This is a genomic window from Vibrio sp. 10N.247.310.17, from assembly GCF_041466605.1.
GTDB lineage: Bacteria > Pseudomonadota > Gammaproteobacteria > Enterobacterales > Vibrionaceae > Vibrio > Vibrio tasmaniensis_A.
In genome coordinates this window covers 1-12382 of the sequence record NZ_JBFSTC010000120.1, presented here as the reverse complement: position 1 = coordinate 12382, position 12382 = coordinate 1, and the positions used below count along the sequence as shown (strand labels likewise).

The 12382-nt window shown below is 40.5% G+C and carries 13 protein-coding genes and 2 pseudogenes; 9 read left to right on the top strand and 6 right to left on the bottom strand.

Annotated features, from left to right (window positions below; genetic code table 11):
• Window positions 1-396: pseudogene (locus tag AB6D80_RS22540) on the bottom strand (type IV conjugative transfer system coupling protein TraD); the annotation flags it as partial.
• 560 nt (window positions 397-956) lie between these two features.
• On the opposite strand from AB6D80_RS22540, the gene AB6D80_RS22535 reads away from it, so the two are divergent.
• The 7 genes from AB6D80_RS22535 to AB6D80_RS22505 all read left to right on the top strand — a co-directional run bounded on the left by AB6D80_RS22535 (window position 957) and on the right by AB6D80_RS22505 (window position 6679).
• Window positions 957-1214 (top strand): helix-turn-helix domain-containing protein, encoded by a 258-nt coding sequence (locus tag AB6D80_RS22535; RefSeq protein ID WP_016800114.1) that lies wholly within the window; start codon window positions 957-959, stop codon window positions 1212-1214.
• 426 nt (window positions 1215-1640) lie between these two features.
• Window positions 1641-2228 (top strand): hypothetical protein, encoded by a 588-nt coding sequence (locus AB6D80_RS22530; RefSeq protein ID WP_229648121.1) that lies wholly within the window; start codon window positions 1641-1643, stop codon window positions 2226-2228.
• Between the two features lie 383 nt (window positions 2229-2611).
• The gene (locus AB6D80_RS22525; RefSeq protein WP_017098630.1) at window positions 2612-3064 is read left to right on the top strand and encodes a helix-turn-helix domain-containing protein; all 453 of its coding nucleotides are present in this window, start codon (window positions 2612-2614) and stop codon (window positions 3062-3064) included.
• Complete coding sequence (locus AB6D80_RS22520; RefSeq protein ID WP_017098631.1) at window positions 3064-3633, top strand: PIN domain-containing protein; 570 nt, start codon at window positions 3064-3066, stop codon at window positions 3631-3633. The genes AB6D80_RS22525 and AB6D80_RS22520 overlap by 1 nt, the downstream gene beginning before the upstream one ends.
• Before the next feature lie 446 nt (window positions 3634-4079).
• Window positions 4080-4448, top strand: a complete 369-nt coding sequence (locus AB6D80_RS22515) for a regulator (RefSeq protein ID WP_280604984.1) — start codon at window positions 4080-4082, stop codon at window positions 4446-4448.
• A 315-nt stretch (window positions 4449-4763) separates the two neighbouring features.
• Window positions 4764-5756: a hypothetical protein gene (locus AB6D80_RS22510; RefSeq protein WP_280604985.1), complete on the top strand. Its 993-nt coding sequence runs from the start codon at window positions 4764-4766 to the stop codon at window positions 5754-5756.
• A gap of 2 nt (window positions 5757-5758) precedes the next feature.
• Window positions 5759-6679 (top strand): S-4TM family putative pore-forming effector, encoded by a 921-nt coding sequence (locus AB6D80_RS22505; RefSeq protein ID WP_280604986.1) that lies wholly within the window; start codon window positions 5759-5761, stop codon window positions 6677-6679.
• A gap of 364 nt (window positions 6680-7043) precedes the next feature.
• On the opposite strand, the gene AB6D80_RS22500 is transcribed toward AB6D80_RS22505, so the two are convergent.
• The 5 genes from AB6D80_RS22500 to AB6D80_RS22480 all read right to left on the bottom strand — a co-directional run bounded on the left by AB6D80_RS22500 (window position 7044) and on the right by AB6D80_RS22480 (window position 10537).
• Window positions 7044-7286, bottom strand: coding sequence for a hypothetical protein (locus tag AB6D80_RS22500; RefSeq protein WP_371729334.1), 243 nt, complete (start codon window positions 7284-7286; stop codon window positions 7044-7046).
• A gap of 105 nt (window positions 7287-7391) precedes the next feature.
• Window positions 7392-7946: a GNAT family N-acetyltransferase gene (locus tag AB6D80_RS22495; RefSeq protein WP_371729335.1), complete on the bottom strand. Its 555-nt coding sequence runs from the start codon at window positions 7944-7946 to the stop codon at window positions 7392-7394.
• The gene (locus AB6D80_RS22490; RefSeq protein ID WP_371729336.1) at window positions 7930-8232 is read right to left on the bottom strand and encodes a DUF1778 domain-containing protein; all 303 of its coding nucleotides are present in this window, start codon (window positions 8230-8232) and stop codon (window positions 7930-7932) included. Before AB6D80_RS22490 ends, AB6D80_RS22495 begins: the two co-directional genes overlap by 17 nt.
• Window positions 8233-8633: 401 nt before the next feature.
• A complete protein-coding gene (locus tag AB6D80_RS22485; RefSeq protein WP_372189654.1) occupies window positions 8634-9935 on the bottom strand; it encodes an N-6 DNA methylase in 1302 nt (433 codons plus the stop codon).
• Window positions 9932-10537, bottom strand: a complete 606-nt coding sequence (locus AB6D80_RS22480) for a restriction endonuclease subunit S (RefSeq protein ID WP_371729338.1) — start codon at window positions 10535-10537, stop codon at window positions 9932-9934. Before AB6D80_RS22480 ends, AB6D80_RS22485 begins: the two co-directional genes overlap by 4 nt.
• 499 nt (window positions 10538-11036) lie before the next feature.
• Between AB6D80_RS22480 and AB6D80_RS22475 the strand changes: the two genes are divergently transcribed.
• Window positions 11037-11900 (top strand): GyrI-like domain-containing protein, encoded by an 864-nt coding sequence (locus tag AB6D80_RS22475; RefSeq protein WP_017102204.1) that lies wholly within the window; start codon window positions 11037-11039, stop codon window positions 11898-11900.
• Window positions 11901-12182: 282 nt separating this feature from the next.
• Window positions 12183-12382 (top strand): annotated as a pseudogene (locus AB6D80_RS22470) (hypothetical protein); the annotation flags it as partial.

Genomic DNA, 12382 nt, shown 5'->3' with positions numbered 1-12382 from the left:
GGCGAGCATCAAAATAGCGAAGGCAATACCGATGGCAATTAAGAAGTTGATTTGTGCTTGGCGAATGACGTCATCATAAAGGCTGATGAGTTGGGTGTTTTCCAGTTGGGAGGCGAGCGTGCCAACGTAGCGTTTTCCACTCCAGAACGTCGTGACTTCGCTGTTAAGATTGTGCCCAAAGCTGGCATAGATATGATTGCGCCAGTAGTAGAACACAGACCAAAAGGCGTTATCGGGCGCGCGTAGCCAGGTAAGAACGCCAGTGAGCGCTATCACCGACCAAATGGCGGCGTAGACTAAGGTATTGTTGACTTGAAAGAACATCCGAATGGAGTGAAAAGTAATTTGTCCGCCACGGGTAAAGTGGTTGCCGGACGCGCGTTTAGGTCTAGGCATCGTGGTTCCTTGAGAGTGAAATGCAGTGCTTTTTTAGGTAATTACCTGCGTATGCAGATGAGCTGGCCAACAATTGAACGGTTGTTGGCTAATGGTATTGCGGTGTAGGGCTCTGATATGAAAAAAATTTACGCATGCCGAAGGTAAGTCACGGATGTTCACCTCTCCGACGGGGTGGGGGGCTAGAGCCCCGACATGCTGGCAAAACTTGGGTGGTTTATTTCCTTGCGCTGATAATCCTCACGGTCTCGAACGTGGTCAGCGTTATGCTCGAAACCTTCAAAGCAATCCTGATTACTCTTTTTAAGAAGAAAAGCGAAATTGGTCTCTGTGTAATAGAGATGGTGAGCTTTATGTTGATGATGGGCATCACCGGACAGGGATTGGTCGAGTGTTTTTAGAAACGAATGGCTTTGAGCTTATGATTAAAAATGTCCTCGTTGCTTATTGCGCTGGACAGTTATCCATCGTATTCGTATTTTCCCGCGTCGGCTGATTTCAAGGCGATTTCATGGTAAATTTGTCAGAATGATAACGTTCCTTAATGACCTTCAACTTCTATGAATGACCAACTAACCCCAATCAACAAAGACCATTTAAAAAAACTTATCCGAGCAGAACTGGAACCGACATGGTTTGATAAACAATCAGTTAGCCCTGATATGTCTTGGGTGACTCCTGCTGTGTTTGAAATATTGTTTACTGAGTTGATAACTCATACGCGCGGTAATCAGTCTAAGGCTGCTAGGGTTTTAGGGATTAACAGAGGTAATTTCACCAAAAAGTTAAATCAGATCACAACTCGTGAATTTGGATAGGATGAGAGCTTATAAGTAGGTATCCGCCTATTGGTACCCTAACGAGGGTGCAGAGATTAACCAACCCCCATGACCTCTCAAGAAATCAATGGCAGTTGCTCTAATTTTCGCTTCAAGGAGCACTGGCGGTAATCTACTCCAATTGCAAAGTAACCATCATTGGGCTCTTTTAGAAGTCAACGAATATACCCGCCTATTAGTGTCGCGATAAGTTTTATAATTGGCGCTTTTTACTTCAATTTGAAAACAATTATCGGCATTTTTAGGTGATTTCGATCTATTTGGTACCATGAGCATAAACTCAACCGACGAAGGTTTTAGACAGGTTACGCCCCAACTTTGTGGATAACTGCTTTAATTTGTTATAAAAAAATAATGTTAGGTTGGAATTTAACGAAGCAAGCAAAACGGAAGGCCAAATTAACCATGGAAAAGATAATTCACTACGATATTCTCAAGGTTAAAGTTAGAAGCGATAAAGAAAGCACTCGACTGACCAGCCAATGGGATCAGGTTCTACAAATCTGTCGTGACAAACCACTCGGAGAGATCGCGAGAGCAAGATTAGCGTTTAACCTTGTCGATTACATCACAAGTGAAGATCTACCTTTTCGCTTATTCATCACACGCGCACCACAAGCTATGGCCACCATAGGCGAGGAAACACGAGTGTATAAAGAGCATCGAGTTATTAATGGTAAACAAAGCGGAATGATTTACGCCAAAAGCGAACAAATGTTACCAAGAGAAATCCACTATACGAATGAGTTTGTGGCAACCCGCTACGTTGCTGGGACAAAAACACCACTCTCTGCCACCTCCCTCGTTGATTGCCTCAAGGCTGGAGATGTCATAACACCACTCGATGGCATCTTGTTTTTAGGCTGTAAACGAATCGCCAGTGATATAGCACGTCTTAAAAAAATCGAACCCACCATGAACATCGAAATGAAACGTATCGAAGTATCAGACAACTTCACAGGCACAACAAGAAAGATGGCAAGTTACGAATGAATAACGAGGCGTAAACGATTGCCGCATGCTTTAACATGACAGATATAACTGAAACTAATCTTCGGACAATTCCGAGTTATGAATCATAGAACACTCTGACCTTTCGAATTACTTCTAATATTATAATCATTCAGCTAGCCTACATCTGGCTGACCAATTCCTCTCATACACTACATATTGAAGTACTATGATTAAAGATAGTTAAGCATGCGTTGATAGACCTTGAACTAGGCCGCCTACGAGCACTAAGTCCAACGATAATGTGACACTCTCTTTCTTTCGAATATTTCGAATGTTGACTTTTTTCGAATATTTCGGATAATGTCATGGTGAGAAGATTTGTATACCATGACATCAGAAACTAAAAACTAGAGAGAAACACGATGAATACTGCTACAAAATTGCCAAGCGCTGAAGAAATGGCACTGGCTAAGCTTGGTAGCCAAGAGTTGTCAGCCGTTATAGAAATTAATGGTGAAGCTCAAAGGATTAACGTTGTCGATAAGTCTGGTAAGACTCACGAAGTAACTATTCCAGCAAGCGCATTAAATATGATGATCGAGATGCTTACTCAATTAGGTCAAGGCAACTCTGTTAGCATCACACCTATTCATGCGGAACTCACAACGCAAGAAGGTGCTGAGATGCTAAACATGTCTCGTCCTACTTTCATTAAGCTTCTTGATTCAGGTGATATTCCGTTTAGCCGTACTGGCAACCGTAGAAAGGTAGCTTATACTGATCTTATGGAGTACAAGAACTGCCTAGAAGAGAACAGACTAGCTGCTCTTGCTGAACTATCTGCATTAGACCAAGAAATGGATATGGGATATTAATGGCGTCATATACGGTAATTCTAGACGCATGTGTAATGTACCCAGCTCCACTCCGAAGCTACCTAATGTACTTGGCCAATACTGGCCTGTTTAGAGCGCGATGGACAGAACAGATACATGATGAATGGACTCGAAATCTACTGAAAAATAGGCCAGAGCTAAATGCAGAACAACTGCAAAGAACTCGACAGTTAATGAACGCAAATGTTCCAGACTGCTTGATTGAAGGGTATGAGTCTTTAATTGATGGCCTTACTTTACCCGATGTTGATGATAGACATGTTGTAGCTGCCGCCATTAAAGGTCAGGCTGAGTCTATCATTACGTTCAACCTAAAAGACTTTCCTTCTTGCGAACTCGAGCCTTTAGGTCTAACAGCAATACATCCAGACGAGTTCCTGTGCGATATGTTCGAATTGGACAGTAGCGCATGCGTTAAGGCTGCTCAGCAACAAAGAGCTTCATTAAAAAGGCCACCAATGAGCCAAGATGAGTTCTTAGCTTGCTTACAAAAGCAGAGACTCCCAAGCTTCATCTCACACTTAAAGAGCTTCAAATTGATGCTTTAACTTTGAATTAGTAGATTTTAAACTAGGCCGCTGATTGCGGCCTTTTTGTATACACTCATTCGCGTCTGAAATGTGTTTACTATTTAGCTGTACTCTCCCCGATATTTAAGAGAGCATCATTCGATGTTCTCTTATCTTTTTAACACTTTTGGCATATAAGAAAAAGTACGGTGATTTCAGTAGCGTGATCTGCTACTGAGTAATTACGTTAACGCAGAAAAGGGCACTTTCGAGTTAGAAAGTGCCATAGGTAAAAATTCAGCCTGTGAAGGTTTTGGACAAAAATGAGTTTCAGGAATTCTAATATTAGTGATTCATGAATAACTTTTTATAAGGCAAATTTGCCAATTAATACGCCTTTGTACAGTGCGCACTTTGTCTGCTTATGTTTAATGGTGCACATCTCCTTAAATCGGTGCAACCTATTGTATTTATAGGTTTTATCATTGAAGTATCGCGAAATGAGTAAGAATTACATTTTTCGAGAGTTAGAGTGTCAAATGACCAAGGAAGAGGTCGCGGAACTGTGTTTTAAATCTGTGAGAACTGTCACAGGTTGGGATGAGGGAAATCCCATACCGCCCGAGTGCAAAAGACTTATGCGAATGGCCAAAGGAAGAGAACTAAGCATCAGTGAAGACTGGGTGCAGTTCAAAATGTTATACGACAGAATGGAATTACCGACAGGGCAAGTGGTTATGCCACAGCAAATATTAGCAGGGATTGCACTCTTAGGGATTCAATCAGAATTAGAGATTAAGACTTCGACACATCTGCTTGGACTAGCTAGGGCGATAGCGAATATTAGGAAATAGAATTAGAAAAGTATGGTTTTCCCAGTGTGAGTTAAAAGTTATAGCAACAGCGTCTAACAAGGTAAGGTTCTTATTGATAAGGTAGATTCGATTGGAACAAATACCTTGTTTGTTGGATTAACCAGTCCTCCTTTTTGGTCATATCAAGGAGAAAAAAGCCGGGCTCATTGAGTCCGGTTTTTTATGTTTGCTACAAAAAACCATATGTTTCGTAAGGTATTTTTAGATAGGTATATTGTATTGTTATCTTTTGACCCCATATACAACATGTCACTGTGAGTTCAATAGAATCTAAACATTATCTAAGGAGGCCCAATGGCTACGAACGTTAATAAAGCATTTGATCAATTTATGTCGAACTATGTAAATCTGGACCATTCGGAAGTTAGCACTGCACGAAGTAGCCGAAATTGGCTAATTGAACAATTGAACGGTTTCCCTGAAAAGTATTCAGATTTTCCATACCTATACACATCAAAACATATGGGCTTTGGTTCTTTCGCTCGTTCAACCAAGAAACGTGAACTAGATGATATTGACCATTTAATCTGCATGAATGCAGATGGTGTAACTTACACTGAGATTGGTGACACGATTTATATGCATGTACCAGATAATGCAAAAATCTTTAAAGGTCTATTACAAACTGATAGTTCGTATTTAAGTTCGATAAAAGTAGTCAATCGAATTGTGAAGTATCTACAAGAGATCCCGCAGTATTCATGTGCTGACATTAAGCGAAACCAAGAAGCTGCGACACTCAAGCTAACATCATACTCATGGAATTTTGACATTGTTCCTTGCTTCTTTACCAAAGAAGATATGTTCGGAAAAACATTCTATTTGATACCGGATGGAAAAGGGAACTGGAAAAAAACAGACCCTCGAAAGGATAAAGAAAGAACGACACGTATTAACCGAGAGCGTGATGGAAATGTTTTGAAAGTCATCCGCGCTGTAAAGTATTGGAGCAAAGTAAAACACATGCCAAAGATTGGTTCTTACTTACTTGAGAATATGATTCTTGATTATTATGAATCGAACACAGCGACTAGTTGGGTAGATATAGAAGTCAAAAGTGTTTTGTATTACATATCAAGTGCCATTTACAATCAAGTACAAGACCCAAAAGGAATCCAAGGTAATATCAACTCTCTATCGCACGAAGAACGAGTAACGATATCTGGTAAAGCTCTCGGTGATGCTCAGAAAGGACAAGAAGCTTTGAATAATGAACAAAGTAATGTTGCATACGCTATCAGTAAATGGCGTGAAGTTTTTGGTCCTAATTTTCCTACCTACGGTTAACTATGCAAACACTAAACTATCGTCAAAACACACCTGAATCTATCAACAAGTTACTAGCTCAGAAGCAGGTATATACCGATGCTAAAAAATTACAAGGATGGTATTTGTTCTTGTCTATTCCTGTCATCATGGCTCTTAACCTCTTGTTGAAGCCTTTACTTTTAAGTGAAATGGTAGATGAGGCTTGGAATTTTGATCTTACAAACAGCATCGCATTGCTTGCATTATCTTTAACGTTGTTCGAACTGTTGTACTTAAAGCCAACCATTTCAAAACTAAAGGAAAAAGCCGCGAAAATACAAGAGAACTTTGATTGCTTTGTATACGGCCTTGAATGGAACAGCGTTATGTGTGGTGAAGAGGTGTGTGACACAGACATCGCCATTTACTCTCGTAAATTTGTAGAAGAAAAAAGAAATGTTAACAATTACTACGATTGGTATACGCCCAACATTTCTCAGTTAGACAAAAATCAATCAATGTTAGCTTGTCAAAAAGAGAACCTTGGTTGGGATATAGTACAAAGGAAAAAGTTTAAGGGGCTTATAACTACACTAGCGATTTCGGCCCTTGTGATTAGTACTGTCGCTGGGTTCTTTCTAGGTTTTACTATTCAGGAATACATACTTTCAGTAATAATTCCTAGCTTACCTGCTATAACCTACGCGATATCTAACCATTTTGATAATTTGGATGCAATTACTAACAAGGAGCACCTAAAATCCGCAACGGATAGTGTATCGACTAGTGGTGTTGTAACAACCAAACATGTCAGAAACATCCAGAATTCAATCTATCTAAACAGAAAGGACAACAGTCTCGTATTTGATTGGTTCTATGACTATGAGCGTGAATCAAATCAACGTGGGATAAGTTATGCATCACAGCAATTGGTAAGAAGAATATGTTCACGCAATAGCTAAGAAGCGAAAGGTTTATAGTTCGTTATAGCTACGTCGAATTTACCCCCGTGATACAACATGGGGATTCACGACGAACAGCATTAGAAGAATGGATAACTTCTAGTAGGGCAAAACCCCATGAACAGGATGTGAATGAGTAAAAGGTCTATCCAACAATGGGGCATTTCTGAGGTAGAATGTACCACGGGTAAAAATTCAGCCTGTGAAGGTTTTGGACAAAAGTTTGTCAGTGACTTCCCTAAATTAGCAATTCATGGATAACTAAAGGTATGGTAAAGCTAGTTGTGAAGAGCTAGTGTGATGAGTAAAATTGCACTAACAAAAAGATTGGTTTATGTTTCGGAGCGGATTAAGTGCCGTTAAGTTAAATAAGATCAATCAAACCTGAAACTCCAGCACCAACAACACTTGCAACAGTGCTATTTCCAAGCATGCTTTTAGCTTCATGATCATTACTTTCTGCAATTACCTCAACCAGTTTCTGAACACTGATAGTAACGGGGTTGCCGTTAACATCAATAGCCCAAATATCATCTTTCTTTGGGTTTAGCTGATGTAGTCTCCAGCCAAGTTTATTGATGAATGGATAGGGTTCAACATGTGTCATGGTAAATTTAAATTACCTACATATGTAAAAGTAAGAGAATGTGGGAAATAAGAAAAAGGCCCTTATGGGCCTTTTTGAATTCGAATAAACGAGTCACTCGAATAACTATACTGGGATGAGGTCTAAGTGAAGGAACATATCTACAGTTCCAAATCCGTCTTTCGGTTCGCAAAGTGCTTCAAAGCCGAGCTTTGAGTAGAATTCTACCGCGTCAGGAGCAGCTTCAAGATACAACCCAGCGCAGCCAATTTCTTGAGCTACTCGTTTCGTATTTTCTAAAGCTAAGCGCATGAGGCGCACACCAAAACCTTTTCCTTGATAATTTTCATCGACACCAAGCATAACTAGACGAACCACTGGAATGATTCTTGTCTTTCCTACGTCAAGTGTTGAATTCTGAAAATCATCTTTAAGCAAAGAGTGAGCTGTGATTGTATAAAATCCAGCCAATAGTTGCTTATTAGAATTATCTAGCAAGACAGTTGCAGTTGAGCCCGGGGCGCTAGCCTGAGATTTAAGAGTCTTCTGTACGAACTTATCGATAATTTTATTACCACTAGAGAATTTTTTAGCACCATTTAAGGTTGTTTCACCTTTATATAAGTGTACTGTAAAAGTTTCTAATGCGTTTTCTGTTAATTGTTCAAAGGGATTTTCCATATTGTAATTGCTCCTGTGAGAATAAAGCTCTCATCGAAGGCGTAACTTCTTTTCTTGGGCTCTCAAGAATGTCACTCAGTCGTTCCCAAGCAGAAGAAGATAGTAAAGTATGAGAATGAAATTCTTTTACTTCACGTACTTTTTCTGCTGCAGCCGAAAGAATGAATGCAGTAAGATTTACCCCAGATAAAGCAGCAGCTTCTTCAAGTTGGGCTTTAAAGTGTTGGTTTGTTTTTAGATCTAACCTAGCGGGTAGGTCGACCTTTTCTTGGCATGGTGTATTCATTGCGTGTCCTCTTTTGTTGTTTGTGCTGTTTTTTTTACCTCCTTATCATTCAATTCGATAGCGGGTATGCCGACTATTTTTATAAGTTAATTTCATTGAGATATCCTTTGGTTGTTGATTACCTAATAATTTAATTTTTATTTAATATACGTATATTGAACGTACACATGTAATTTAGTGCGATCTTCAGCCTAAGTCAATGGGTACGTAATAATTACGTACTTATTCAGATGATCTCCAGGCATCTTTCTCGCAGCTCCACGTCTTTGGCGGAGCCTTTGCCGCAGTAGAAGCAAAAATCTTTGTAGAGTTTTTGGCTGATGCAGAGCTGAGCATTGGCTCCTCCTTTGTATTTATGACGATGGATTACCTCTCTTTCTTTTTCCTACATTAATAGCAGTTCAGAACCCTAAGCTCTCTAACAACCCTTCCAGCACTCGCTGAGACTCGGCATATTGTTGCTTCACCCCGTCAAGTTTTAGAAGCTCCTCTTTGAGATCGACTTTCGCCGCCTCGACTTTTGTACTGATGTATCGCTTTACATTCAGTACGTTGTCATTACTGGTAATCTCTTCACGGTATACCGCGCGAAAACACTTGTCCTCAGGAGAATTCCCGCCCGCAAGCTCTGCGATTGCTTTCGCATCTTCGCTGCTTACTTCTCGCAGCATCCTCGCCGAAACACCAAAATCGCTGGCATCCACAAAATGCACAACACCTTGCTTTTCTTTCCGCTTATTCAGAACAACAATCGCAGGCGGTATCGATGTAAACTCCAACAGTTGTGGTGGTAAAGCAATAATCGCATCTACAACATCGAGCTCAAGAAGCTTTTTACGAACTTTTCCGTCATAACCGCCTCGGAATAACCACCCCTGAGGTAGAAGTAAATATGCTTTACCTTCATTGTTTAGCCGGCTGAGTGCCAACTGAACCCATAACACGTCACCTGCACTTGCAGGGACTGAACTACCTGGGTCTACCAGTAAATAATCAGCTTTCGTGAGCAAACGGCGCTGATCTGCAGAAAATTTCAAAGCCAGCGGTGGTTCCATAACAACGATATCTACTTTTTTTTGATCATCCCCGTGCGATTCCATCAGTGAGTTTGCGTTGTGAACGACAAACTGCTCTCGATTGCTCAGTATCAGCAGCCTTTCAGCCATTATCGCCACATCGGTATTAATTTCGTTCAAATAACCAGTCTTGGGGTTTAAATCGCTGGCAATTTTGGCTAACCCGCAAGCCCCATCGAACAGAGTTTTACCCTCGCAGTTACCGACTAGCGCTTTAAACAATGCAGAGGTACTGGCATTCGCACTGTCCGCGATATCACTAATCCGGCTTTTTAATCGCTTTAACTCTCCCAGTACTAAAACAAAATCGGAGAACGCATTGTTTTCAGATAAGGTCTGCACAAATTGGACGACAGGATGCAGCCCCTTTTTGTAAACTCGATGCTCTTGTGGAACTTCAAACAACCCACTGTTCAGTTTTGGAAATTTTTGTTTCGTCGTAGCTGCAACATCATTCAACTGCTGGTAGGCATCGTCTTCTTTCGCGCTATTCAACGTTTCCAAGGTTGAAGGTTCGAGCTTCGCTATAAATGCGGTTAATACTAGCAACTCAACGATGTGGTCGACTTCCATTGTTCCACGTAGCTCGTCGAATAAAACGTGGAGCTCTTTATTGATATTTTTCACTTGATTTCCCCCTGAATTAGCTTGTCCAAACATGCATCTACAACCAAAAGCTGTTGATTTGCCAACTTTAATGCATCGCTATATGCCTCATTTCTGGCCGAAAACAACATTGCTACTGTCTTCTGTGTCTCAGGGTCAGGTAGCGGAATTTCTATTTTACCGAACGACGCTTTGCTTACGTTTTTTATACTGCTACCCGTGGAAGCATCTTCCAACTTTGATTTTCCTGCAGTGCTGTTTAAGTAAGCTACTAAAGCTTCGCCAAGCAACACCTCTGGATTTGATCTAACCACCAAAAAGTTTGCAGAAGCTAGAATGCCTTGTTTAGCAAGCTCACCTGAAACGTATGCACTTCTGATTGAGTTACCTTTAGCCAGAAAAACCACATCCCCTTGTCGCAAAACAAACTTGGACACATCTTTTTCGGGAGTGACCCAAACATCACTTAACTGTTCTGCTTCAATCTCCCCTAGACAGGTGATAGAACTACCAGTCAAAAGTTTTTTTTGTAACAGTCCTTCTTCGCTTTTTGAACTATAGAGACTATTAGTTGCGCCAGTAATCAAATCCGAAGCAAGGTCCGCCAGAGTTGCTTTTTTCATATTCGTTATCCACCTACGATTTTAGTGTGATAGAATCGTAGAGCTAAAACTATTTATTGTCAATGGTTTTTTGATCGTTTTACACCTACGAATTTTAAAGAGCAAAGGGAGGGATGCGGGATATTGAAAAGGGACGTGGACAACATAGGCTAAATAGGATGGGGAAAAGTACGTCACGGAGTTCGTAAACTGAAAACAAAGATGGATAACTTTTGGTAGGGGAAATGACATAAATGAGATGCGGATGAGTCTTTACTCTAAACGATAATGGGGCAGAACTTTGCTAACGATGATCACTGCTGATAAAACTCTGGACTGAAGTAAGCACTGAGTACCATGCAGTTAAAAAGTGCGTTATTACTTGTTGGTGTGGTAACTAAGCATACCTATTCGTCCTCCATAAGCTTTATTCTAGCCGTCATCCAGCAATTTCAATCAGGCATAATTAAATCTTCGTGGGTATCATCTCTACGATTTCTGAGTTGGAGTATCAAAAACAATGAGCGTGATAAAACGTCATGAACGACAGATAAAGAAAGTGTGCGACTTTATAGATAGTAACCTAGACGACGAGTTCTCACTTGAGCATCTCAGTACTGTGGCTGCCAGTTCAAAGTACCACTTTCACCGTATCTTTAAGGCGTTTATGGGGATCAGTGCTATGCAGTATGTGTTACTTGCACGAATGAAACGAGCTTCCTTTAGGTTAGCATTTGAGTCAGAGTTCAGTGTTACTGATATTGCTTTTGAAGCTCAATTCGAAAGCCTAGAAGCTTTTACCCGTGCTTTTTCAAGGATATTTGGGCAAACACCTTCCCAATTTAGAAATCAGCCTGAGTGGCGTTCTTGGCACTCAAAGTATGAATATCATCCACCAATAACAGGAGAAAGTGTAATGGATGTTCAAATCGTAGATTTCGAAAAAAGAGAAGTTGCATTAATTGAACATAAAGGTAGCCCACGACTAGTATACGAGACAGCAGCTAAGTTTATAAATTGGCGAAAATCAACAGGTTTATCTCCAATAAAAACCAGCGAAACATTTGGTATTCCTCACTCAGACCCAAGCGATACGCCAGATGATCAGTTTCAGTTTGATATCTGTGGCTCGCACGAAGGAGAGGTTCCAGATAATGCCTATGGAATTAAATCTGGAACAATACCAAGTGGGAGGTGCGCCATGGCAGTCCATAAAGGAAGCCATGACAGCATTGGCGATACCGTTTATCACTTATATCAAAAATGGCTGCCAAATAGTGAAGAAGAATTAAGAGACTACCCTTGTTACTTCCGTTACTTAAATTTTGTTCATGAAGTAAATGAATGTGAGTTGTTAACGGAGATCTACCTACCAATTAAATAGTATGTGGCTATGAGCGGTGGTCAGCGTATCAAACCACCGCCGATTTGTTACATGTTGCTTGGTATAGGTGCTTTTTATTGCGGTTTCTCTGTTGCTAACCATGAGGAAAAATAAGGCGACTTCAGTGACATGGTTCTCTTCTGAGTAATTACGTTAACGCGAAATGGGGCAAAAATGAGTTTCAGGAATTCTAATATTAGTGATTCATGAATAACTTTTTATAAGGCAAATTTGCCAATTAATACGCCTTTGTACAGTGCGCACTTTGTCTGCTTATGTTCAATTGTGCACATCTCCTTAAATCAGTTCAACCTCTTGTATTTATGGGTTTTATCATTGAAGTATCGCGAAATGAGTAAGAATTACATTTTTCGAGAGTTAAAATGCCAAATGACGAGGTTGCTGAACTGTGTTTTAAAACTTCGAGAGTATCCGCCCCACGAACCCACGGGGCGACTTGTCAGTGTTTGAAGTTCCAAGGT

Coding starts and splice junctions, on each gene's coding strand:
- AB6D80_RS22475 (WP_017102204.1), top strand. CDS start 11,037: ATGAGCGTGATAAAACGTCATGAACGACAGATAAAGAAAGTGTGCGAC.
- AB6D80_RS22490 (WP_371729336.1), bottom strand. CDS start 8,232: ATGAATACACCATGCCAAGAAAAGGTCGACCTACCCGCTAGGTTAGAT.
- AB6D80_RS22530 (WP_229648121.1), top strand. CDS start 1,641: ATGGAAAAGATAATTCACTACGATATTCTCAAGGTTAAAGTTAGAAGC.
- AB6D80_RS22480 (WP_371729338.1), bottom strand. CDS start 10,537: ATGAAAAAAGCAACTCTGGCGGACCTTGCTTCGGATTTGATTACTGGC.
- AB6D80_RS22510 (WP_280604985.1), top strand. CDS start 4,764: ATGGCTACGAACGTTAATAAAGCATTTGATCAATTTATGTCGAACTAT.
- AB6D80_RS22520 (WP_017098631.1), top strand. CDS start 3,064: ATGGCGTCATATACGGTAATTCTAGACGCATGTGTAATGTACCCAGCT.
- AB6D80_RS22535 (WP_016800114.1), top strand. CDS start 957: ATGAATGACCAACTAACCCCAATCAACAAAGACCATTTAAAAAAACTT.
- AB6D80_RS22495 (WP_371729335.1), bottom strand. CDS start 7,946: ATGGAAAATCCCTTTGAACAATTAACAGAAAACGCATTAGAAACTTTT.
- AB6D80_RS22500 (WP_371729334.1), bottom strand. CDS start 7,286: ATGACACATGTTGAACCCTATCCATTCATCAATAAACTTGGCTGGAGA.
- AB6D80_RS22525 (WP_017098630.1), top strand. CDS start 2,612: ATGAATACTGCTACAAAATTGCCAAGCGCTGAAGAAATGGCACTGGCT.
- AB6D80_RS22505 (WP_280604986.1), top strand. CDS start 5,759: ATGCAAACACTAAACTATCGTCAAAACACACCTGAATCTATCAACAAG.